Source organism: Pseudomonas sp. BJP69 (assembly GCF_007633355.1).
Classification (GTDB): Bacteria; Pseudomonadota; Gammaproteobacteria; order Pseudomonadales; family Pseudomonadaceae; genus Aquipseudomonas; species Aquipseudomonas juntendi.
Genome location: NZ_CP041933.1, coordinates 3008439 through 3030721, shown reverse-complemented (window position 1 = coordinate 3030721; position 22283 = coordinate 3008439). Strand labels below are relative to the sequence as shown.

26 protein-coding genes are annotated in these 22283 nt (G+C 63.4%); 11 read left to right on the top strand and 15 right to left on the bottom strand.

The genetic code is table 11. From position 1 onward, the window contains the following. The first annotated feature begins 14 nt into the window (after nucleotides 1-14). The 3 genes from FPB55_RS14060 to ureG are packed head-to-tail and all read left to right on the top strand — an operon-like array spanning nucleotide 15 to nucleotide 1869. Nucleotides 15-560: a HupE/UreJ family protein gene (locus tag FPB55_RS14060; RefSeq protein ID WP_009685459.1), complete on the top strand. Its 546-nt coding sequence runs from the start codon at nucleotides 15-17 to the stop codon at nucleotides 558-560. Next, nucleotides 560-1234, top strand: coding sequence for an urease accessory UreF family protein (locus FPB55_RS14055; protein ID WP_009685458.1), 675 nt, complete (start codon nucleotides 560-562; stop codon nucleotides 1232-1234). The genes FPB55_RS14060 and FPB55_RS14055 overlap by 1 nt, the downstream gene beginning before the upstream one ends. Nucleotides 1235-1245: 11 nt before the next feature. After that, nucleotides 1246-1869 carry an urease accessory protein UreG gene (gene ureG, locus FPB55_RS14050; protein ID WP_009685457.1) on the top strand — a complete coding sequence of 208 codons (624 nt, stop codon included), beginning with the start codon at nucleotides 1246-1248 and terminating at the stop codon, nucleotides 1867-1869. Nucleotides 1870-1923: 54 nt separating this feature from the next. On the opposite strand, the gene FPB55_RS14045 is transcribed toward ureG, so the two are convergent. From FPB55_RS14045 to mcpP, 10 genes are all read right to left on the bottom strand, one after another. Next, entirely contained in the window at nucleotides 1924-4125 is a 2202-nt protein-coding gene (locus tag FPB55_RS14045) for an LTA synthase family protein (protein WP_144188465.1), read from the bottom strand. A gap of 136 nt (nucleotides 4126-4261) precedes the next feature. Next, on the bottom strand, nucleotides 4262-5542 hold the full coding sequence (locus FPB55_RS14040) for a hypothetical protein (RefSeq protein WP_029884820.1): 1281 nt from the start codon (nucleotides 5540-5542) through the stop codon (nucleotides 4262-4264). A gap of 46 nt (nucleotides 5543-5588) precedes the next feature. Continuing rightward, on the bottom strand, nucleotides 5589-6341 hold the full coding sequence (locus tag FPB55_RS14035) for a hypothetical protein (protein WP_144188463.1): 753 nt from the start codon (nucleotides 6339-6341) through the stop codon (nucleotides 5589-5591). Between the two features lie 45 nt (nucleotides 6342-6386). Further along, on the bottom strand, nucleotides 6387-7067 hold the full coding sequence (locus FPB55_RS14030) for a C39 family peptidase (protein WP_009685453.1): 681 nt from the start codon (nucleotides 7065-7067) through the stop codon (nucleotides 6387-6389). A gap of 61 nt (nucleotides 7068-7128) precedes the next feature. Then, entirely contained in the window at nucleotides 7129-8577 is a 1449-nt protein-coding gene (locus tag FPB55_RS14025) for a hypothetical protein (RefSeq protein WP_029884822.1), read from the bottom strand. Between the two features lie 50 nt (nucleotides 8578-8627). Continuing rightward, a complete protein-coding gene (locus FPB55_RS14020) occupies nucleotides 8628-9206 on the bottom strand; it encodes an adhesin (RefSeq protein WP_110675939.1) in 579 nt (192 codons plus the stop codon). Nucleotide 9207: 1 nt separating this feature from the next. Next, entirely contained in the window at nucleotides 9208-9648 is a 441-nt protein-coding gene (locus FPB55_RS14015; RefSeq protein ID WP_009685450.1) for a hypothetical protein, read from the bottom strand. A gap of 299 nt (nucleotides 9649-9947) precedes the next feature. Next, nucleotides 9948-10517, bottom strand: a complete 570-nt coding sequence (locus FPB55_RS14010; protein ID WP_009685449.1) for an AAA family ATPase — start codon at nucleotides 10515-10517, stop codon at nucleotides 9948-9950. Continuing rightward, entirely contained in the window at nucleotides 10514-11080 is a 567-nt protein-coding gene (gene pnuC, locus FPB55_RS14005; RefSeq protein WP_029884823.1) for a nicotinamide riboside transporter PnuC, read from the bottom strand. The genes FPB55_RS14010 and pnuC overlap by 4 nt, the downstream gene beginning before the upstream one ends. Before the next feature lie 86 nt (nucleotides 11081-11166). Further along, the gene (gene mcpP / locus FPB55_RS14000; RefSeq protein WP_144188461.1) at nucleotides 11167-12801 is read right to left on the bottom strand and encodes a methyl-accepting chemotaxis protein McpP; all 1635 of its coding nucleotides are present in this window, start codon (nucleotides 12799-12801) and stop codon (nucleotides 11167-11169) included. A gap of 298 nt (nucleotides 12802-13099) precedes the next feature. Between mcpP and FPB55_RS13995 the strand changes: the two genes are divergently transcribed. Then, nucleotides 13100-13930: an undecaprenyl-diphosphate phosphatase gene (locus FPB55_RS13995; RefSeq protein WP_009685446.1), complete on the top strand. Its 831-nt coding sequence runs from the start codon at nucleotides 13100-13102 to the stop codon at nucleotides 13928-13930. Further along, the gene (locus FPB55_RS13990; protein ID WP_054904379.1) at nucleotides 13923-14336 is read left to right on the top strand and encodes a DUF1294 domain-containing protein; all 414 of its coding nucleotides are present in this window, start codon (nucleotides 13923-13925) and stop codon (nucleotides 14334-14336) included. Before FPB55_RS13995 ends, FPB55_RS13990 begins: the two co-directional genes overlap by 8 nt. Nucleotides 14337-14370: 34 nt before the next feature. On the opposite strand, the gene FPB55_RS13985 is transcribed toward FPB55_RS13990, so the two are convergent. Continuing rightward, entirely contained in the window at nucleotides 14371-14715 is a 345-nt protein-coding gene (locus FPB55_RS13985) for an MmcQ/YjbR family DNA-binding protein (RefSeq protein WP_009685444.1), read from the bottom strand. 8 nt (nucleotides 14716-14723) lie between these two features. Beyond that, nucleotides 14724-15626 (bottom strand): LysR substrate-binding domain-containing protein, encoded by a 903-nt coding sequence (locus FPB55_RS13980; RefSeq protein WP_144188459.1) that lies wholly within the window; start codon nucleotides 15624-15626, stop codon nucleotides 14724-14726. Nucleotides 15627-15759: 133 nt separating this feature from the next. On the opposite strand from FPB55_RS13980, the gene FPB55_RS13975 reads away from it, so the two are divergent. The 5 genes from FPB55_RS13975 to FPB55_RS13955 all read left to right on the top strand — a co-directional run bounded on the left by FPB55_RS13975 (nucleotide 15760) and on the right by FPB55_RS13955 (nucleotide 18730). Further along, on the top strand, nucleotides 15760-16371 hold the full coding sequence (locus FPB55_RS13975; protein WP_009685442.1) for an FMN-dependent NADH-azoreductase: 612 nt from the start codon (nucleotides 15760-15762) through the stop codon (nucleotides 16369-16371). A gap of 252 nt (nucleotides 16372-16623) precedes the next feature. After that, complete coding sequence (locus tag FPB55_RS13970) at nucleotides 16624-17508, top strand: EamA family transporter (protein ID WP_144188457.1); 885 nt, start codon at nucleotides 16624-16626, stop codon at nucleotides 17506-17508. A 133-nt stretch (nucleotides 17509-17641) separates the two neighbouring features. Continuing rightward, nucleotides 17642-17962, top strand: coding sequence for a YbjQ family protein (locus FPB55_RS13965; RefSeq protein ID WP_009685439.1), 321 nt, complete (start codon nucleotides 17642-17644; stop codon nucleotides 17960-17962). Between the two features lie 138 nt (nucleotides 17963-18100). Beyond that, nucleotides 18101-18289 (top strand): hypothetical protein, encoded by a 189-nt coding sequence (locus tag FPB55_RS13960; protein ID WP_003253897.1) that lies wholly within the window; start codon nucleotides 18101-18103, stop codon nucleotides 18287-18289. Nucleotides 18290-18418: 129 nt separating this feature from the next. Continuing rightward, entirely contained in the window at nucleotides 18419-18730 is a 312-nt protein-coding gene (locus tag FPB55_RS13955) for a hypothetical protein (RefSeq protein ID WP_054904382.1), read from the top strand. 46 nt (nucleotides 18731-18776) lie between these two features. Here FPB55_RS13955 and FPB55_RS13950 read toward each other — a convergent pair whose 3' ends face one another. Continuing rightward, nucleotides 18777-19109 (bottom strand): hypothetical protein, encoded by a 333-nt coding sequence (locus FPB55_RS13950; protein ID WP_029884829.1) that lies wholly within the window; start codon nucleotides 19107-19109, stop codon nucleotides 18777-18779. A gap of 300 nt (nucleotides 19110-19409) precedes the next feature. After that, a complete protein-coding gene (gene ampC / locus FPB55_RS13945; protein ID WP_144188455.1) occupies nucleotides 19410-20552 on the bottom strand; it encodes a class C beta-lactamase in 1143 nt (380 codons plus the stop codon). A gap of 119 nt (nucleotides 20553-20671) precedes the next feature. On the opposite strand from ampC, the gene FPB55_RS13940 reads away from it, so the two are divergent. Continuing rightward, a complete protein-coding gene (locus FPB55_RS13940) occupies nucleotides 20672-21706 on the top strand; it encodes a bile acid:sodium symporter family protein (RefSeq protein ID WP_144188453.1) in 1035 nt (344 codons plus the stop codon). Here FPB55_RS13940 and FPB55_RS13935 read toward each other — a convergent pair whose 3' ends face one another. After that, on the bottom strand, nucleotides 21707-22267 hold the full coding sequence (locus FPB55_RS13935; protein ID WP_009685434.1) for a TetR/AcrR family transcriptional regulator: 561 nt from the start codon (nucleotides 22265-22267) through the stop codon (nucleotides 21707-21709). Nucleotides 22268-22283 lie beyond the last annotated feature (16 nt).

Below are 22283 nucleotides of genomic sequence, written 5' to 3'. Positions count from 1 at the left end.
CCCTGGAGCAACCGATGAAAAAGACTTTCGCCCTGTTTCTGCTGATGCTGGCCGTGCCGGCTTTCGCCCACCCCGGGCATGACAGCAACCCTTTGCATGACGGCCTTCTGCACCCGCTGACCGGGCTCGACCACCTGCTGATGCTGCTGGGCACCGGCGTACTGGCGGCGCTGACCCGGCGCAACCTGACCTTGCCACTGGCGACCCTGGCCGCGATGTTCGGCGGGGCGGTATGTGGGCATCTGTTCGGGGACGTGCTGGGCATGGAAACGCTGATCGCTGTGTCGCTGCTGGTGGCCGCAGGTGCCGTGCTGCTGCCTGGCCGGCAACAGCTGCTGGCCTTGGCGATGCCGGTGTTCGCGCTGTTCCATGGCTGGGCGCATGGCGTCGAGGCCACGCCAAGCGCGTTCTGGCAGTTCAGCGCCGGCTTTGTCACGGTCAGCGGGCTGTTGCTGGCCGCCGGCTTTGCGGTCGGTTGCCTGCTGCGCCGCCATGCTGGCCTGCAAAAAGCTTTCGGCGGTGGCCTGCTGGCCGGCGCCGCGCTGGTACTGGCCGGCTGATGAACAGCGATCTGGCGTTGCTGCGCCTGCTGCAACTGGCCAGCCCAGGCCTGCCGGTAGGTGGCTTCACCTATTCACAGGGCCTGGAGTGGGCCGTGGAGGCGGGCTGGGTAAGGGATGTGCACGGGTTCACTGCGTGGCAGCGTGAGCAGTTGCACGACACCCTGGTCGGCCTGGACTGGCCGGTGCTCGCCCGCTTGTACCAGGCCTGCCAGGCCGAGGATGCGCAGGCCTTCGCTCATTGGAGCCGCTTTTTGCTGGCCAACCGTGAAACCGCCGAGCTGCGCCTGGAAGAACAGCAGCGCGGGGCGGCCCTGGCACGGCTACTCGACGGCTGGCAGCTGGGCCAGGCGCCGGCGTGGCGTACCAGCCTCGAGCTGACCCAGTTGGGCGGCATGGCCTGGTTGGCTGTGCACTGGGCCATCCCCTTGCGCCAACTGGCCCTGGGGCATGGCTTTGCCTGGCTGGAGGGCGCGGTCATGGCCGGTGTCAAGTTGGTGCCGTTCGGCCAGCAGGCGGCCCAGACCCTGCTGCGTGACCTGGCCACCGATTTGCCCGCAGCCATCGACCAGGCCCTGACCCTGGGCGACGACCAGCTCGGGGGTGGCCTGCCGTTGCTGGCCATTGCCTCATCGCGTCACGAAACCCAATACACCCGTTTGTTCCGTTCTTGAGGACTGCCTGCATGCATAGCTATCAACAACCCCTGCGCGTCGGTGTCGGCGGCCCGGTCGGCTCCGGCAAGACCGCACTGCTCGAAGCCCTGTGCAAAGCCATGCGCGATCACTACCAGATTGCCGTGGTCACCAACGACATCTACACCAAGGAAGACCAGCGCATCCTCACCGAAGCCGGCGCGCTGGAGCCGGAGCGCATCGTCGGGGTGGAAACCGGCGGCTGCCCGCACACGGCGATTCGCGAAGACGCCTCCATGAACCTGGCGGCGGTCGAGGCGCTGGCGCGCAAGTTCGGCAACCTCGAAGTCATTTTCGTGGAAAGTGGCGGTGACAACCTCAGCGCCACATTCAGCCCGGAGCTGGCCGACCTGACCATCTACGTGATCGACGTAGCCGAGGGCGAGAAGATTCCGCGCAAGGGTGGCCCGGGCATCACCAAGTCCGACTTTCTGGTGATCAACAAGACAGACCTGGCACCTTATGTGGGGGCTTCGCTGGAGGTGATGGAGCGCGATACCCAGCGCATGCGCCCACAGCGCCCATGGACCTTCAGCAACCTGAAGAAAGGTGAGGGGCTGCAGGCAGTGATCGATTTCATTGTCGAACGCGGAATGCTGGGTGTGCGCGGTTAAACCGCCGCGCACACCCGCGTAGGCGGTGCCACGCACCGCAGAGCTGTCGCCTGTTCAGCCAGAATGGGCGATAGGCTCGTCACCCAGTTCCTCGGCTGCCTCTTCATCGCCAGGCAGCGCGGTTATCACGCTGAAGTCGCTGACTTCCACCTGGCCGCCGCCATAACCCAGCAAGTGGAAGGAAAACGCCTTGCGATCGGTCGGGTTGTCGAAGCGGAAGTCCATCTCCAGTGGCTGATCGGTGGTGACTTGCACCTCGGCAGGCAGGCCCAGCGGTACGTCCTGTTCCAGTTGCTTGGCCTTGAGCTGGATATAGGCCACGTGCCTCGGGTCCAGCGAGCGGACCTTGATGCGTACCCGGGTACGCGAGCCCCCTGGCATTTCCAGGTACTGGGCACCGATCAGGTTGTCGGCCCAATCATCCTGAATGTGCTTGCGCAGCCTGATCGGCGCAGGGCCGCCAAACTGGTAGCGCAGGTTCAGCGGCGTCTGCAGCAGCGACTGGTCGAGCACGCCGGCCAGGGCACCGATCTGCTGCCCGAGCAGGTTGTCGCCGCTGCCAAGGTAGCGGGCCTGCCCGGCGATGAAGCCCTCACTGGCGTAGCGCCGGCACCGTTGTTGAAAATCGCACTCGGTAAACACCCCTTGGCCATTGTGGTAGCGCAGCATGCCGTTGGTGTAGGCGATCATTTCGCGGCCGGTGTCGTAGTCGCGGTACAGCGAGCGACCGCCCAGGGCCATGGGGATCGGCAGCGAGAAGTAGTCGAGCAGTGAAGCGGCAAGGTCGATGTGGCCATAAGTCCCTTGCTTGAGCCGTGGCAATTGGGCCTGCTCCGGGGCCAGGGTCAGGTTGAAGCCCCAGGAGGACGCCAGGCGCACACCGTCGATGCCATGCGACTCGTCGGAGGTCAGCACCACCAGCGTGTCCTTGAGTACCCCCTGGTGTTCGAGGCTGTCGAGGAACGCCGCAACCGCGTCGTCCAGGTAGGCCACTGCCGCCTGTTTCGGCGTGTCGAACCGTTCGAGGTACTCGGCCGGCGCGGAATAGGGCTGGTGGGTACCGACGGTCAGCAACGTGAGCATCCAGGGTTTGTCCTGCTGCTGCAAATGGCCCACGTAGCTCAAGGCGCCCTCGAAGAATGAGCGGTCATCCTTGCCCCAGGGGAAGTCCAGGTAGTTCTTGTTGGCAAACCACTCCAGGCCATGTACAGCCTCGAAACCGACATGCGGCATGATGCGGTCCTTGGCCATGAAGCGCAGGCCCGCACCTTGGAGGTAATGGGTGGTGAACCCGGCCTGGCGCAACTGCGCCGGCAGGCAGGCCTGGTTCCGTTCGTTCTGGGTCAGCAGCTCAACGCCCTTGGGGGTGCCGTTGGCCAGCTTGTCGTAGTCGCCACACAGCATGGCGTACAGCCCACGAATGGTCTGGTGGGTGTGCAGTACGTAGTCCGGGGTATTCATGCCGCGCTCGGCCCACCTGCTGAGCTTGGGCATGAGCTCTTCGTCGAAGGGGCTGTTCAACGCCTGACGGTTGGGCCGCAGGTAAGCGCCGGGGATGCCTTCCAGGGTGATCACCAGCAAATTGCGCGCACGGCCCGGGCCGTCCAGCAGTCGTTGCCCGTGCAGGTCGGATTGTGTCAGGCCAATGCTAGGCAGGGGGGTGAAGGGCTGGGAAGTGCCCAGCCACTCATCGGCCTGGCGCTGTACCTGGCCCACCCCGGCAGACAGCAACTGATGGCCCAGGTTGTATTGCCGCCACTGGTCGGCATCAGAAGGTGCCAGTTGCTGGCTGCCCCAATGGGCGCCGAACAGCACGACCGGGATGGCCCAGGCCTTGCGCGGCAGTGCCCGGCCGCGCTGTGCACGGCTGCGCCAGGCAAGCACCAGCCAGGCCAGCAGGCCGCCACCCATCAGCCAGGGCAGCCAGGCATGGGCCAGGCCGCCGCCGGTGGAGTTTTCCATGAACTGCGGGTCGGCCAGGTAGGCCAGGTCGGCGCTGGTTGGCAAACGGCCCACCGCGCTGACCAGTTCGGCCGAGGCGACCCACAGGGCCGCCCAGGCCAGCAACACCGGCAGCGCCAGCCACCACGGGCGGCGCTGCAGCAGTAACAGCAGCAGGCTGCCAAGGGCGAGGTCTGACAGGTAGCCCAGTGGGTTGGACCAACCCAGCATGGCGCGCGCACCCAGTGGGATCACCAACAGCAGGCCTGCCAGAGCGGCAAGCCGGGCCTGTGGGTGGTCGGACAGGTTCTTCACAAAAACTTCCCTTTTGCCATTGAATCGTCATGAAACTGTGCTGAATGATAACAGGCGGGCGGGCGGGAAGGCGGGCGCTACAAGGGTGGTTACCAAAAGTCGGGCCCGTAGTCGCGGGCCCGGCTGATGGCATAGGTCAGAAGTAGTAGGGGAATTTCAGGCTGAAGGAAAAGTCCGGGGCGTCGTCGGTCAGTCCGATGGACAAGTTGGGCACGATGGTCAGGTTGTTGCTGGCGGCGAAGGTCAGGCCGATGTTGAAGTTGGCGGCGTTGTAGTCACTGTTGGAAATCGACTGCCAGTCACCGCCATCCGGTTTGATCTTGCTCTTGCGGGCAAACTGGTCCGACACCGAGAACGACATGCTCATCTTCTCGTTGAGCGCGAACGCGATGCCCCCGCCGATTTGCCAGGAGTCGCCAAGCTTGACGTCGCCCGGAACCTTGCTGTTGACCTGCGGGCTGATGTCGCTGAACGAGTCCTGCATGTTGTAGGTGTAGGACAGGCTGCCGAACAGCACGGCCGGGTCAAAGGTCTTGACCAGCGAGATGCCTGGGGTGATCGACCACACGCCGTTGCCCGTCGGCAGGCTGTCCGGTACCGCCAGGTTGTTGTTGCCGTCCACCTCGCGCAGCTTGATGCCATAAGGGTCCTTGCCGGTCGGCGCCTTGACCCGCAGGGTGGCCACGGCATCCGGCCAGGTTTCGTCTTCGTCAAGGAACTTGTAGGCCACGCCAACGTTGATATCGCCGATTTCCGGGTCACGCGTGACGGTGGCATCGGAGGTGGCCGCGCCCGAGCCGCCGGCACCGCCGGACGAGTAGGTGGATTCGCGGTACACCACCGGCACGTTGATGTCGAACTGCCAACGTTGCGCCAGGTTGTAGCGCGCGGTCATGTCCAAGGTCCAGTTGTCGGCCTTGATGCGGTCGAGGTTGATGCTGCCCAGGAAAATCGAGTCCAGCGCCAGGAACCCGTTGAGGGTCAGTGCACGGGTGTCGTAGTGGGTATAGGTCAGGCCGGTCTCGAAGCTGAACTTGCCGCCACCGAAGAAGCCGCTGGCCTCGTCATACAGGTTGGACACGCTCTGCGCCGGCTCCGAGTCGGCAGCCAGGGCCTGGCCATAGGAACTGCCGGTGGTGCCAGGGGCGCCGGACGCTACCGTCTGGCCACCCTTCACGCCTTCGGCAGGCGACTTGACCAGGCGTTTGGGTGGGGCCGCCGCCGGGGCTTCTTCAACCTGGCGCACGCGTTGTTCCAGCACCATCAACGCTTGCTGTTGGGCCTCATACCGGCGCTTGAGTTCGGTCAGTTCCTGCTTCAGTGCCTCGACCTGCGGGTCGGCAGCGGCATACAGCAATGTGGCCGGAGCCAGGGTAGTCAGACAAACAAAAGCCTTGAGCGTAAAAGATCGGTGCATGGAGTTGCCGTCCCTTCCAACTACTTTTGATGAGACTGAGCGTAGATCAGTATCCGAAAGTGCGAAGGCCTTTGAGCTGATCGAGGCTGCCATTGAGCGAAGCCGCTGTCGGCATGCTCTCGCGCATGACCACGTTGAGGGAGGTGACATTGCTGACCAGGTTGCCGTTGCCCAGCAGCGTGGTGTTCTGCATCAGGCCGCCCTGGGCCAGGCGTTGCATGCTGCTGCCCTGGTTGTTGCTGGCGTTGATGTTCAGCTGCACGCCCACGCCGCTGGCCGAGACGCTCAGCGAACCGGCGCCGTTTTCTGCGTTCAGGGTCTGGCCTGCGGCCAGCGCCTGGCCCTGCTGTTGCACCACCGGTGCCTGGTTGGCCTTGGTGACGTTGATGTCGACGTTGTTGTATGCGCCGTTGTTATCACCGGCGGCGCGCACTACCTGGGTGACGCCCTCGCTGGTGGCCAGCCCGGCACCGCCGGTCACGCTGCCGGTCCCGGGCGCAGCGGCCGCCCCAGCCGCGCTGCCGGTGCCTTTTTCATTGATCGTCGACACGTAGAATTGTGGCTTGATTGTCGACGCTTGCACCTGCAGGCTGCTGCTGGCGCCAATCACGTCGCCTTTGGCATTTTGCCAGGTGCTGCTCATGACGATGCCGAAGCTCACGATGCGCCCCGGCATCACGTAGCGACCACGCAAAGTTGCCAGTTCCTGGTCCTTCAGTTCGATGGGTTTGAACGTTTCTGCATGAACCGGCAGGCTGGCAGCCAGGCAGGCCAATGCCAGCAGGAAGGGGTTGTTCATGGCGGGCTCCCGGGAGCGTCATGCTCCTTATCATTGGACGTATCGTTAGAAGAAGTCGCTTTTGATGAAGCCAAAGTCCAGCAGCTCTGCGTCCTGCACCGGGGTGAAGTTGTTCACTCGACCCTTGGCGGTCAGCGGCAGAGGCGGGTCGAGCAAGACATTGTTCTTGTCATAACCCTGGCCGATCACGGCGAAGATGATGCCGTTCCAGCCCTTGAGGAAGTCGTCTACCTTGTAGCGCCTGTGGCCCAGCACTGGGTCACCGACATACACCCAGCCCTTGTCGACTTTCTGCATGACCACGAAGTGCTTGTAGCCACGCACATCCATCAACACCACCACCGGAATGCGCACGCTGTGCAGGGTATCGGGCGCTACACGGTAGCCGCGGGCACGCATGCCCAGGCTTTCCACGTAGCGCTTCATGTCGAGCATCGAAAAGCCCTGGGTGCGCACCAGGTCCTGGTCGGCGTGGGCCAGCATGCCTTCGATGATCTGGTGTTCGTCCACATCCAGCCAGTAGGCCTGGCGCAGGATGGTCGCCAGGGCAGCAGCACCGCAGCTGAAGTCGGTTTTCTGTTGCACCAGGTCGGCGAACTTGCGCTCGCGCACGCTTTGCAGGGGTTTGAACACCACGGCGCCGCCCGGCAATACCGCCAGCGGCATTTGTGCAGCTTCGCTCACGCTGGCCAGGCACAGTAAAAACGCCAAGGCGATAATGCGCATGATCGGATGCCTTCTTGTTCTGTTGAAGAAAGGCCCCCCGAAGGGGGCCTTGATTGCAGCGTTAGAACGAGGTGTTGGAGATGGCCAGCGAGTTGCTCTGCTGGTTGCCTACACCGGCGGCCACGTTCACGCCCAGGTTGCCGCTGCCACCGTTGACCGAACCGCTAAGGGTTGCAGTGTTGGTAACAGGGTTGGCCCAGCCGGTCGGGGTCAGCACTTGGAAGGACACGGTATTGCTCAAGTCGTAAGCACTGCTTTCGCTGTAGCTCTTGGCGACGTCGTTGGAGGACTGATGCGATTGCTCGCCAGACTTGGAGAAGTCAGAGGCGGAAGCATTTTCGTACGAGGACTCATGAGACTTGGTGTACGAAGAATCGCGCGACTTGTCGTAGGAGGACTGGTGCGACTTGTCGTAGTTCGAGTCGAATGCCTTCTCGAAGGACGAGTCATAGGCACTTTCGTGCGACTTGTCGATCGAGGCGTTCAGCGAGGCGTTCAGCGAACCATCGAAGCTGCTGGTGCGCGAGCGTTCGCGGCGGCCGTCGTCGGTGGTGACCGTGCGGGTCGCGTCGGCTGCTGCAGCCAGGCTGGCGTTCAGGCTGGCACTGCTGGACGAGCTGTTGGAACCGCTGGCCGAACCGTTCATGCCCCAGCTGTTGGAACCGCTGGCGCTGGCACTGTTGGAGCCACTGGCGTTGGCGCTGCTCGAACCACTGGAGTTCCAGCCGCTGGAGCCGCTGTTGCTGGCGCTTTGCGAGCCGGCCACGCTGAAGCTCGACGACGCGCTGCGGTCATCGCTCGAGTTGAAGGTGCCGTCACGCGAGCTCGAGCCGCTGGCCGAAGTGGTGAAGGTCAGCGTGTCTACCCGGTAGGTGCGGTCGGCGCTGTTGTTCACCGTCAGGCCTGGGCCGGACTGGTTGGCGGAGGCGGTCGCCGTGGCGTTGCCCAATGGGGCGCCGGTGTTGGCGATGGCCATGGTGTTTTTCTGCTGGTTGAGGTCGCCACCGGCCACGTTGATGCCGATGTTGCCTTCAGCCCCGCTGGCCGAGCCGCTCATCAGCGCCGACGATTGCGTCGAGTAGTTGTCTACCCGGTTGCTGCGGCTGGTTTGCACCACGTCGGCCGTGGCGTTGGCCATGCCGAACACGAAGCTGTTGTCCAGGCTCGATTCGGAGCCGGCGTTGGCGATGGCTGCAGCGTTGTCCTGCTGGTTGCCGTTACCGGCCGCGACGTTGATGCCGACGTTGCCGCTGGAGCCGGTGCCCGAGTCGCTCATCTCGGCTTCGTTGATGGTGCCTTGGTTGGTGATGCGGTTGTTGGTACTGGTTTGAGTGTCCCAGGCATTGGCGGTTGCATACACCGGGATCTTGGTGGCAGGAGGCGTGTGCTGGCCATTGTTGTTGCCATTATGGTAGTCACCGCGCCGGTCGTTTTGCCCAGCTTGTACAGCAACAGCCATGACCGCAGCAATTGCGAAAACCAGAGGCTTGATTGCCATCGAGGGTTTCATGGTGATTCTCCGTACTCTAGTAGGTTAAGTGTCGTTCTTAACTGAAAGGGTCAGTCCGCGACCCGGATGCTCAAGGTGTTGGCCATGCGGTTTCCCACCCCGGCACTCTGGTTCAACTGGATCACCCCACGGCTACCGGTGAAGGCCTGGTCACTGGTGGTGACCTGGCGATAGCCGGCTGGGATATCCGTTGCTCCGGAGTTGTTGAGCAGCGTCACGTTCTGTTGCATGAGGACGCTGTCGTCGATGCTTTGCGGTTGTGCGCCAATGCTGATGCGCATGGCATTGGCTTGCTGGGTGTTGGCGCCTGCACTCTGGTTCACCCCCAGGGCGCCGCTGCCGTTACTGAAAGCGTTGCCCTGAATGGTCGCGCGGGCGTCCATCCTCGGGTCGGCGGGGGTGTTGAGCTGTTGGCGGATCTGGGTACTGGCGTTGGCCTCGGGGCCAACGGCGATGGCGCGGGCATTGGCCTGCTGCTGCTGGTCCCCGGCGGCCTGGTTGACGCTGAGGTTGCCTTGGTAGCGGCTGCCGGAACTGTCGATGTCAGCGTTGTTGATGACCGGAACGGGGGACTGGGCGAAGGCGGGCGCACTGCACACCGCAGCCAGCATCAGCAGCATGTACTTCATCTCACTTGCCCCCGCCGGTCAGGATTTGCAGCGGCGCCAGGCCACGTTGCACGCTGGAGTTGACCATGTTGGCGATGCCGTTACCGGAACCACCGGTACCGCGGCCGCCGGCCAGGTTGGGCAACTGGTTCTGGTTGCCGAGGTTGCCGCCCAGGTTGTTGGTCTGCTGGGTGATCATGTTGCTGATGCCAGCGCCGCTGCTGATGGCGGCGAAGTCGCCGTCGCTCAGCTCGTTGGTCTGCTTGAGCACATAGGCAGAGGGGTTGGCGTTGACCGTGGTCGGATTGGGATCGGGCCGCAGGGGGGGAACGGTTGCGTTGCGCACCTGCACGTCGCGGGTGATGGTGATGATCCCCTTGTCGGCCTGCGCCGTCAGGCTCAGTGACCCCAGTACGCAGCCCATCAGCAAGGCGTGATAAAGGTGGTTGGCTGTTTTCCTCACGACGGCACTTCCTTCTTTGAGCGCTGGGCCTGATCAGCGATGCGAAGGACAGAGCAGAAGGTGTGCCGCTTTTTGAATTGGTATGAAAATCAGGCGCTTGGCGATGACAGCTAAGACGCAGGTGGGGTGTGGTGTGTCAGCCGTGAAACAGTTGCACACCGGCATGGCCGGGCGGGCCTGCTGTGGCGTCGCCTGAAGGGAGATTTCGCAGCGGTGTTTCACCCGCTTGACACTCACCCTGCTAGTGGGAGCAGCCGCCTGGTTTCGGGGGTTGTACCGCAGGGGGCTGTGTCAGTGGCTTAACACTCGGCAGGGTAGGCTGGCTTATCGCTATCAAGGAGCCTAGCCACCGCTTCCAGGGCCAACAACTGGCGCTGTGGCCAACTCCCTTCAATTATCTGGTGGGGCTGGCCATGCTGCTGCAACCAGGCCCGGCTGTCTTCGAAAAAGCGTTGCCGATCGCGCACGTCCGGCTGGCTGCGCTGGCCGTCGGCGACCCATTCCACGCCTTGTGGGCTTAGCAAAAGATGCAGGTCGTAATGCCGGGCGAGCAGGGCCTGTTCCAGCCAGGCCGGGCAGTCGCCGAACAGGGCATGGCTCCAGAGCATGTTGCTGAGCAGGTGGGTGTCGAGGATCAGCAAGGGGGGCGCCTGCTCGCGGGCCTGGTCTTCCCATGCCAGTTGGCCACGGGCAATGCTGGGGATATCGGCGTAGCAGGTATCCCGGCGCTCCTGCTCGATGAAGTGACGCACGTATTCGGCCACCACCAAACCGCCAAAATGCGCCTGGATCACCCCGCTGAGCCAGCTTTTGCCGCTGGACTCGGGGCCGCACAGCACCAGTACTTTCGTCGCCTGCACCGTGCTCATGGCTGCACCAATGCCGGGTCTCGCCGCCATTCCAGCCAGCCGCGTACGGCTATGAGGGTCAAAACGGCGAACAAGCCTGCCGTGAAATACAGCTGCTGGTGCAGGTACAGGCCGACATACAGGGTGTCGACCACAACCCAGAGGGCCCAGCATTGCAGGCGCTTTTGCGCCATCCACAGTTGTGCCACCAGGCTGAAGCCGGTCAGGGTCGCGTCCAGCCACGGCATGGCGGCGTCGGTCCAGTGGGCCATGGCCGCGCCCAGGGCGGCACTAAGCAGCACCCCGACGGCCAGGCCGGCAAATAGCGCCGGGCCTTGCAAGCGCGAGACCTGGCGGGCGTCTTCAGCGCGGTCGGGGCGTTGCCATTGCCACCAGCCGTACAGTTGCAGGAGGGCGTAGGCCAGTTGCAGCAACATGCCCGAATACAGCTTCACCTCATAGAACAGCCAGCCATAGATCAGCACCATGACCAGGCCGATCGGCCAGCACCAGGCGTTCTGCTTGACCGTGAGCCAGACAGCGATGACGCCGAGGACGGCGGCGATGAGTTCAAGGCCGGACATCGGCGATCCTTGGAGGCTGCGGGGAAGGGGCGCGATTGTAGCTGTTCGGCGGGCGAAGGTGTAGCCGCGCCCGCCGGCAGCCCGTACTACACGCGGAACTGGCGCAGTAACTGCTCCAGTTCTTCGCTCAACTGGCCCAAGGCCACCCCCGCATCGCTGGACTGGCGCGCCGCATCGGCGGTTTGCTGGGACAGCCCAGCAGTGTCCAGTACGTTGCGGTTGATCTCTTCGACCACATGCGCCTGCTGCAGGGTGGCACTGGCAATGGACGCATTCAAGGCGGTGAGGTTGTTCAGCGCCTGGTTGATGGCGTCCAGGCTGGCGCCGGCCTCGCGGGCCTGTTCGACGGTCTGGCGCGAGGCCTCGCTGCTGGTGTCGATTGCCCGCACAGCGGCGTCCGACTGGCTTTGCAGGTGCTCGATCATGGTATGGATCTCGGCCGTGGACTGCGCGGTGCGCTGTGCCAGCAGGCGCACCTCGTCGGCGACCACGGCAAAGCCGCGGCCTTGCTCCCCGGCCCGGGCCGCCTCGATGGCGGCGTTCAGCGCCAGCAGGTTGGTTTGCTCGGCAATCGAACGGATCACGTCGAGCACGCCGCCGATGCGCGTGCTGTGCCCGGCCAGGTCGCGGATCACTTGCACAGCCTGGTCGATGGTCAGCGACAGCCGGTCGATCTGCGCCAGGCTGCCGTGGATGGCTTGCTGGCCCTGTGTGACCTGCAGTTGGGCGCTGTGCATTTCCCCGGCAGCCTGTTCGGCCGTCTTGGCCACGTCCTGCACGGCGTAGGTCACTTCGTTCACGGCGGTAGCCACCTGGTCCATCTGCAGCGACTGCTGGGCACTGCGCTGCTCGGCGGCCCCGGCATTGTCACCCACATGCCCGGCCGACTGGGCCAGCGCATGGGCGGCCCCTTGCAATTGGCCGACCACGCCCTGCAGCTTGCCATTGAAGCGGTTGAAGTGTTGAACAAGGCGGGTGATTTCGTCGCGACCATGGGTGTCCAGGCGCCGGGTCAGGTCACTTTCGCCACTGGCGATATTGCCCATGGCCTGCACCGCTTCCTGAAGGGGGCGGGCAATGCTGCGGGCGATCAGCATCACCACCAGCGCCATCAGCAGGGCAATGCCCAGGCCAACCAGCGAGGCATCGCGCAACTGGCGGGCGAATTCGGCCTGCACGTCATCGACGTACACGCCCGACCCGATGATCCAGCCCCATGGTTTGAACAGCTGTATGTAGGAGGTCTTGGCCACCGGCTCGCTCGCCCCGGGCTTGGGCCAGCGGTAGTTGACCGGGCCCGCGTCGTGCTGGCGCGCCAGGGCGACCATCTCATTGAACACGGCAAAGCCGTCGGGGTCGCGGATGGCTGACAGGTCCTGGCCGTCGAGCTTGGGGTTGGTCGGATGCATGATCATCTTCGGCCCCAAGTCGTTGATCCAGAAATAATCGTCGTGGTCGTAGCGCAGCCCCCGGACAACTTGCAGCGCTTGCTGCTGGGCGGCTTCACGGCTGAGCGTGCCGGCTGCCTCCAGCCCTTGGTAATAGGCCAGTACCCCTGCAGCGGTTTCCACCACATGGCGGGTCTTTTCGGCCTTGGCCTGGTACAGGTCGCCGTGGATCTGGCGCAGCATCAGCAGCCCCAGCACCACCAGCATGGCCACCGCCACCACCAGGATCAGCCACAGGCGTTGGCTGATCGACATTGATCTCAAAGTGTTCATCCAGCCGCTCCCCCATTGTTCTTTTTATTCAGCTGCATCCAAGCACGGTTTGCAGCCATGCCCCACTCGACTAATGGCTAAGTGCTATCTTTGTCACAGTCTGCAGAAGGTTGCGTAACGGATTTGCAAAGGTGCTCTGACAGGATTTCGGCCGCGCAAGATGAAACCTTTAGCCGCCGTGAACTTTTCCACTGGCGCTGGTCCCAACAGTCGCTGTAAAAAGCCGGTCCGCGTGCGGCAATCGTCAATAGATCAAGAACAAGGAGCCTGCTGCGAGCAGCGCTCCACCGGGGGAATGATGGATTTTTGGACTGCCTTCCAGGCAATCATCTTGGGCGTAGTAGAGGGGCTGACGGAGTTTCTGCCGATTTCCAGTACCGGCCACCAGATCATCGTCGCCGACGTGATCGGTTTTGGCGGTGAACGGGCCATGGCTTTCAACATCATCATCCAGCTGGCTGCGATCCTGGCCGTGATGTGGGAGTTTCGCAGCAGGATCTGCGAAGTGGTTTTCGGCTTGCGCAGCCAACCCAAGGCACGGCGCTTTACCGGTAACCTGTTTTTGGCATTCCTGCCTGCGGTCGTACTGGGCGTACTGTTCGCCGACCTGATCCACGAGTACCTGTTCAACCCGGTCACCGTGGCGGCAGCGCTGGTGGTGGGTGGGGTGATCATGTTGTGGGCCGAGCGGCGCACGCATCGGGTAGAAGTTGACCATGTCGACGACATGCGTTGGAGCCATGCGCTGAAAATAGGCTTCGTGCAGTGCCTGGCGATGATCCCCGGCACATCGCGTTCGGGCTCGACCATCATCGGCGGGCTGCTGTTCGGTCTGTCGCGCAAAGCGGCCACCGAGTTCTCGTTCTTTCTCGCCATGCCGACCATGATCGGCGCGGCCGTGTATTCGGGCTACAAGTACCGCCACCTGTTCCAACCGGATGACTTGCCGGTGTTCGCCATCGGTTTCGTCACGTCGTTCATTTTCGCCATGATCGCCGTGCGTGCGCTGCTCAAGTTCATTGCCAACCACAGCTATGCCGCGTTTGCCTGGTATCGCATCGTGTTCGGCCTGTTCATCCTGGCGACCTGGCAGTTCGGCTGGGTCAACTGGACCTCGGTTCATGGCTGAGCTACGGCGTGCCGCGCCGCTGGACGGGGTACGCAACCTGCGCCTGAAACTGCTGGTGCTGGCCGTGTTGTGCGTGCTGCCAGGGCTGGGCGCGGCTCGCATGGCCTGGCTCGACCAGGCCTGGTGGCCATTGGCGCTGTACCCGGCGATGAGCCTGGTCAGCGTCATGCTGTACTGGCAGGACAAACACCAGGCACGTCAGCAGGCCTGGCGCACGCCCGAGAAAGTGCTGCATGCCAGCGAGCTGCTGGGTGGCTGGCCGGGTGCGTTGCTGGCGCAGCAGCTGTTCCGGCATAAGACACGCAAGTTTTCGTACCAGCTGCTGTTCTGGGCGATTGTGCTGTTGCACCAGGTGTTCTGGGCCGACTGGCTGTTTTTCGATGGGCGCTTTCTGCCTTTAGGGTGAAGTGCGGTACCGAAGCGGGGGGGGGCAGGCGGTATTACAGCAGCAAACCCACCTGTAACCGCTTCGGCAACCGTCGCACCACCAGCTGGTGCGAACGCTGCAGCAAGTCACGCAATTCGTCCCGGCCCATGGGGTAGGGCGGCGCCATGCTGATCCAGCGTGCCCGGGCCAGGTAAGGCGCAGGTCGCACTCCAGGGCGGTCGCAATAGCCGAGAAACAAATCGTCGGCCACCTTGAACGACAGCCCTGCGCCGGCCAGGTCGAGTACCGCGAACATCTTGTTGCCGGCCACCGAGAACACCCGGATACCGCCCCACTTGTAGTCTTCCTGGGCACCCGGCAGCTCCAGGCAGAATGCCGCTACTTCGGCTTCGCTCATGTTCGCGTTCATACGTATCGCTCCCCACACGCCTCGAACGAAGCTGCCAGGTGGTCGATCCACACCCGCACAGCCGGCAACAGGCCGCGCCGGTGCGGGTACACCGCCTGCAGGTAGCCACCTGGCAGCGACCATTCAGGCAGCAGGCGTACCAGCTCGCCGCGTTCTAGCTCCGCCTCGCAAAACATGCTGGGTAATGCAGTAAAGCCCAGGCCAGCCCGTACAGCGGCATTACGTACTACGAAATCGTCGATCGCCAGGCGTGGCTCCAGGGCCAGGTCCTGTTGCTTGCCGTTGGGGCCCAGCAGGCGAAAGTGCACCAGCCGGTCTGCCTCGGCGGCGCCCAGTACCGGCAACGTCGCCAGTTCGGCAGGGTCGCGGATGTGGTCGGCGAAGCCCGGGGCGGCAACCAGCTGCATTTGCGCCTGGCGCAGGCGGCGGGTGACCAAGGCCGGGTCTTCATCGCCCAGGTCGCGCACGCGCAGGGCAACGTCGATACCTTCGGAAATCAGGTCCACCCGGCGGTTGAGCAGTACCATGTCCAACTGCACCAGCGGGTACTGCTCGAGAAAGCGGCTGATCACCTGCGGCAGAAACGCGTGGGCCAGCGCCACGGGGCAGGACACACGCAAGCGCCCGCGTGGTTCGCTGCTCATGCTGGCCACCGTTTCATCGGCAGCTTGGGCCTCCAGCAGCATGGCCTGGCAGTGATGCAGATAGCGCTCGCCCACTGCGGTGAGTTTCAACTGCCGGGTGGTGCGCTGCAGCAGGCGGGTGCCCAGGCGCTCTTCGAGCTCGGCGATGCGCCGGGACAAGCGTGACTTGGGAATGCCCAGCTGGCGCCCCGCTGCAGCAAAACCGCCGGCTTCCACTACGCGGGCGAAATAGAAAAGGTCATTGAGGTCTTGCATGAACAGGTCTCATTGTTCCACTCATGAGACAAACTAACGCATTTTCTGCGGCTTATCAGTCATTAATCACTCCGGTAGGATTCTGCCCATCGTGATCGCCAAGAGATGCGGTCTTCATTCACAGGAGAGTCCCATGAAACTGTTGCACATCGATTCGAGCATCCTGGGTGACAATTCCGCATCCCGCCAGTTGAGCCGCGAGGTGGTCGAAGCCTGGAAAGCCGCAGACCCGAGCGTTGAAGTGGTGTACCGCGACCTGGCTGCCGATGCCATTGCACACTTCTCTGCTGCCACGCTGGTAGCCGCTGGCACCCCGGAAGACGTACGCGACGCCGCCCAGGCATTCGAGGCCAAGCTCAGTGCCGAGACCCTGGAGGAATTCCTGGCCGCCGATGCCGTGGTGATAGGCGCACCGATGTACAACTTCAGCGTGCCGACCCAGCTCAAGGCCTGGATCGACCGCGTTGCCGTGGCCGGCAAGACCTTCCGCTACACCGAGGCGGGCCCCGAGGGGCTTTGCGGTAACAAGAAGGTAGTGCTGGTTTCCACCGCGGGTGGTCTGCACGCTGGCCAGCCAACGGGTGCTGGGCATGAAGACTTCCTCAAGGTGTTCCTGGGCTTCATTGGTGTCACCGACCTGGAAATCGTGCGCGCTCACGGCTTGGCCTACGGCCCGGAGCAACGTACACAGGCGCTTGACGCCGCGCAAGCGCAGATCGCCAATGAGCTGTTTGCAGCGGCTTGATGCACAGCGATAAGGCTTGCAAGGGTCAGGTGCCGGCAAGTCCGCGCTGCTGATCGTGCCCTGCTCAAGGGCACTGGAAACCCGCGAATACGCAGTGTTCGCGGGTTTTCTGCGTTATGCATCAACGTTACAGGTTGACGCAACAGTCGGACTGTTGCGCCAGCCTAGGCCACAACTGTGCTGGTCCTCTTCAGAGTTATAGCCTTATGCTGTAACGAAATATGTCTAGAACGCCTGAAGAAGGAAGCTGCCGTGCCGCTCAAGGACCTGCTCATCGCCCTGGTGGTGATTGTTGCCTGGGGAGTCAACTTTGTAGTCATCAAGGTTGGCCTCGACGGCTTGCCGCCGATGCTGTTGGGGGCACTGCGCTTTTTGCTGGTGGCGTTTCCCGCGGTGTTGCTGGTCAGGCGCCCCAAATTGCCCTGGCGCTGGCTCATCGCCTACGGCGCAACCATTTCTCTGGGCCAGTTCGCCTTTCTCTTCCAGGCCATGTACAGCGGCATGCCACCAGGGCTGGCTTCGCTGATTCTGCAATCGCAGGCATTCTTCACGCTCGGCTTCGCCGCGCTGTTCCTCGGTGAACGGCTGCGCCTGGCCAGTGTGCTGGGGCTACTGGTGGCGGCCAGTGGCCTGGCCCTGATCGGCAGCGAAGACGGTGGCCACGTGCCGATGGTGGCGCTGCTGCTGACATTGTGTGGCGGGGCCATGTGGGGGCTGGGCAACATCATTACCCGGCGCTTTGGCTCGGTTGACCTGGTGGCGCTGGTGATCTGGGGTGGGTTGATCCCGCCGTTGCCGTTCCTGGCGTTGTCCTGGTGGCTGGAAGGCCCAGAGCGTATTGGCCATGCGCTTGCCAACATCAGCCTCAGCTCGGTGCTGGCGCTGGCATACCTGGCTTTTGTCGCCACCATGATCGGCTACAGCCTGTGGAGCAAGCTGTTGTCCCGCCACCCGGCCGGTAAGGTCGCGCCTTTTTCGCTGCTGGTGCCGGTGATCGGCTTGAGTTCGTCGGCATTGCTGCTGGGCGAACGGCTGACCGCAATTCAGGGCTGGGGCGCCGTGTTGGTGATGGCCGGGCTGCTGGTGAACGTATTCGGCGCGCGGATCTGCCAGCGCTTGCGTGCGGCCAGCGCCTGACAGGAGGGTAGTGGGGGGGGCGTGGTGACGGCTGAAGCGTTGACCGGGTGGTAAGGCCCCATTGCCGGTTGCTCAGGTGCGGCTCTGTTAGACTCGGCCTCATTGTTCGAGACCAGGCCAACGGAGCGTTTGCATGATCATTTCCACTACCAGTCAACTTGAAGGTCGCCCGATTGCCGAATACCTCGGCGTGGTCAGCGCCGAATCGGTCCAGGGCATCAATTTCGTCCGCGATTTCTTTACCCGTGTTCGCGACGTGCTGGGTGGTCGCTCGCAGACCCTGGAAAGCGCACTGCGCGAGGCCCGCGAGCAGGCCACCGAAGAGCTGAAGGCGCGCGCCCAGCAGTTGCGAGCCGACGCGGTAGTCGGTGTGGATTACGAGATCAGCATGCCTTCGGTACAAGGCGGCATGGTCGTCGTGTTTGTCACCGGCACCGCAGTGCGCCTGCGCTGAAGCCCGGTTTGCCACTGGTCGGCTGCCTGGGTTTTGCCCGACTGGTCTGTAAATGACCGGCTAGTCTCACTTTTACAGGCCGCGTCACTTGGCAGCTTTTCTGGTTGCCGGCGCGTTACCGCTGAAGGGAGACAGGGCATGAGCGAATCTTTTTTCGAAGACCTTAACGATGCGTTTCCGATCAACAGCCAGGTGCGTTGCGGCCAGGCGGCATTCCGGCTGGGGTTCGCCCACATGACCCTGGATGATTCCGAGCAGCTTCAGCCTGCCCATCTGCAGCGCAGCAAAAAGGGCCGCTTCATGCCACGGGTGCCGCTGAAGAAGTAACCCCGCGCTGCCCGACGGCGGACTTTTTATGGCCATTCGTTGACCCGCCTCATGAAATGATTGGGTAACACTCGCCGGATCGCCAAGCCTGTGCTTTGCTGACGCCACATTCGAGCAACGGAGGACTGGATGCTCATGCGCGTCAGGGAAGAGACTTATTGGCACTGGGCGGACGCCCAACTACACAGCCGCAGCCACGACGAAGCGCTCAGCGATGGCACCACACTGGACGTGCAGGTGCGCTTGTCGCGCCTGGGCGCAACGCAATTGTTCCTGGGGTTGTATGCCGGGGATGGGCGGGCGCTGGTGGAGGAGTATTACCCCGCGCGGCCGGGCGAGACCATGACCCGTGCCATGGTTTGGGGTGTCGACCGCGCCAGGGCCATGGCGACAGGGGCATTGCCGTTGCCGCCAGCCCGCCGCCAGCGGCGCCAGGCATGAAAAAAGCCCGGCCTGTTCAGGCCGGGCTTTGCTAACGGTGGCAACCTCAATTGAGCGGTTCGATCACCTTGACTGCCTGCTGCTCACGGGCAGCGGGCCACTCCTGTTGCAGGGTCTGCAGCACACGGCCAACGAACTCGGTGTCGGCGGCGGCCTTCTTGCCAACGTAGCCTTGGCCACGACGGTAGACCTTGAAGCGGGCACGCATGCTGGGCAGGTGCTCTTCAAATTCAGCTTCGACGGTATTCGGTGGCAGGCGATCGAGGCGCACTTCACCGGTTTGGCTGACCCACAGCAGGTGGTCGTCGAGGCTGTCTTTGCGGCCGGCGAACAGCTGGGCCAATTGGTCGATGGTCGGATTGTTGTTCAAGTTCATCATAAAGCCCCCATTACCCATTCGTAGGTGATTTTCACAGTTGGCGCTACCACGGTGTAGCGCACTACCAACGCTGCTACAGCAGCATCGCAACAGGGGCTTTCTCACGCTGCCTTTTGGACAGTTTCCCGCTCCACGAACGGCCCGCGTTACCGCGCAGACCGTCTGGAATACCCTTGCCACCGCCCCCGATCAGGGGGACGGCTTCATCATGCACAAGGGCGATGAACGGCGTCAACCATTTTGTAGTGAATATTTTTTTTCACTACATAGTGTCGATTTGTTCGACAATCCGCAGCCTTTCTACAGGCCGGAAAGGATCGCAAAGGCGGCACGGACCCGGGCCTCATTGGGGTAATTGCGGTTGGCCAGCAACACCACCGCCAGCTGTTCGGCGGGCACGAACGCAGCGTAGGCACCAAAGCCATTGGTGGAGCCGGTCTTGTTGTACCAGGCCGCAGGCAGCGCCGGCTGGGCTGGCTGCAAGCGCGTGACTGGCTGTGGTTCACGGATCAGCCTTGGGCTGTTGCCATCGACCAGCGTGTCCAGTGCGACCGGGTAGGGGTAGCGCTCCCAACCCAGGCCCTGGGTCATGGCGCCGACCTGAAAGTAGCCTTGGCGGGTAATGCTCAAGGCTTGCTGCAGCGTTGGTGGCAGGCCCTGCGGTTGCAGGTGCAGGCGCACGTAGCGCAGCAGGTCGCGGGCGCTGGTCTTGATCCCGTAGGCTTCGTCGGCATAGGGGCCGGGGCCGACGCGTACCGGCTTGTCGGCGGCATCGTAACCTTGTGCGTACAGGCCCTGGGCGCTGGCGGGCACCTGCAGATAGGTGGCGCGCAGGCCCATCGGTGCCAACAGCCCTTCGCTCATCAGTGTCGAAAACGATTGCTGTTGTGCGCGGGCGGCCAGGTCGCCGAACAGGCCCAGGCTAGGGTTGGAGTAGCAGCGCTGGGTGCCGGGTTTGGCGCGTGGTTGCCAGTGCCGGAAGAAATCGACGACCTGCTGCGGCGTCTGGACGTCATCCGGGAACTGCAGCGGTAGGCAGTCCGCGCTGTAGGCACCGAGGTCGCGAACGGACGCCTCGCCAATAGGGGCGCCTGCCAACGCCGGGTGGTAACGCTTGGCCGGCGCCGACAGGTCCAGCTTGTCCTGCGCGCTGGCCAGCGCGGCCAAGGTGGCGGTATAGGTCTTGCTCAACGAGCCGATTTCGAACAGCGTGTCGCGGCTTACCGGCACGTTGTCGGCCTTGCTGGCCACGCCGTAACTGAAATAGTGCGCATGGCCGTGGGCATAAATGGCCACCGCCATGCCGCTGATGCCTTGCTCCTGCATCAGCGGGCGGACGACCTGGTCGACCTTGGCCTGCAACGGGTCGTGAGCCTGGGCGGTGGTATGGCCCAAGGCAAGCGTGATGGTGGTGGCAATCAAAGCCTTGCGCAAGCGCGGCATGGGCGGTTCCTTGTGTGCATGGTGTCCGTTGAGCGATACCCCAGGGGGTTCCGGCGTTAGCGCTGAAAAGCCGGAAACATTATCGTCTGCCCTTGCACAATGACAAGACGGGAGCCGTGATGAAGTATTTGCGCATGCTGTTCGACAATTTCACCCTGGCCTTGCTCGGGGTGGTCTGCATTGCCACCGTATTGCCTTGTTCGGGCGACGGCGCGGTGTACTTCGGCTGGCTGACCAACCTTGCCATCGGCCTGCTGTTCTTCCTGCACGGTGCCAAGCTGTCGCGTGAGGCGATCATCGCAGGCGCCGGGCATTGGCGCCTGCACCTGCTGGTGTTCTCCTGCACGTTCGTGCTGTTCCCGCTGCTGGGGTTGGCGTTTAAGCCGCTGTTCGTGCCACTTGTAGGCACTGAGCTGTACCTGGGTGTGCTGTACTTGTGCGCCTTGCCCGCAACCGTGCAGTCGGCCATTGCCTTCACTTCGCTGGCCCGCGGCAACGTGCCGGCGGCCATCTGCAGTGCGGCGGCGTCCAGCCTGCTGGGTATCTTCCTCACCCCATTGCTGGTGGTGATGTTGCTGGGCGCCAGTGGCGATACTGGCTCCGGCCTGGATGCGGTCCTCAAGATCACCTTGCAACTGCTGGTGCCATTCGTGGCCGGGCAGATCGCGCGGCGCTGGATTGGCGCCTGGGTCAAGCGCAATGCCCGCTGGCTCAAGGTGGTCGACCAGGGGTCGATTCTGCTGGTGGTGTATACCGCCTTCAGCGAGGCAGTGGTGACCGGCCTGTGGCACACGGTTTCGTCGCAGCACCTGGCCGGGTTGTTCGCGGTATGCGGCATTCTGCTGGCGGTGGTGTTGTTCGCTACCCGCTTGTTGGGCAAGGCGCTGGGCTTCGACCTCGAGGACCGTATCACCATCCTGTTCGCCGGCTCGAAGAAAAGCCTGGCCACCGGCGTACCCATGGCGCAGGTGCTGTTCGTGGGCAGTGGCATTGGCGCGATGATCCTGCCGCTGATGCTGTTCCACCAGATCCAGTTGATGGTGTGCGCGGTGCTGGCGCAGCGTTATGCCAGCCGTGAGCAAGGTTTGCCAGAGGCTCTGGCAGGCGCTGAACGTGCTGCGGCGGGCCCCCGCCAACCCCCAGCCAACCCGTGATCAGTCGCCCTCCAGCGCGCGTTCGACAAACGCGCGGCTGGCGCCAAGCACCTGGCCTTGCACGCTTTCGCTGACCAGCATGCGGCCAACCAGCAGCGCGCCCACGCACTGACTGATCAATACCCAGGCCAACTGCTCATCCTCCAGGGTGGCGCTCCAGGCCTGGTGCAGCTGCAGTAACCAGTGCTCGGCCACTTCCCGCACAGGCGTGTCAGCGCGGGCTATCTCCACCCCTAGCGGCGGCAACGGGCAACCCTGCTCGGCGTTGTGCAGGTGCGCCAGGCTAAGGTATTGCTGCAGGCAGCGGGCCAGGCGCTCGCGGCTGGCACCTTGGTTGGCCAGCCGGGCGAGTGGGCTGTTGCAGAGTTCCTGCCGGACCACCTCGGTGAACAGGTCATCCTTGGACGGAAAGTGGTTGTAGAACGCCCCCCCGGTCAGGCCAATGGCTTTCATCAAGCCGGCAACGCCCGTGCTGGCAAAGCCCCCACGCTTGGCCAGCGCACCGCTGCTGGCGAGCAAGCGTTCACGGGTTTGCTGCTTGTGTTCGTTTGGGTAGCGCATGGGCGTGCCTCTGCAA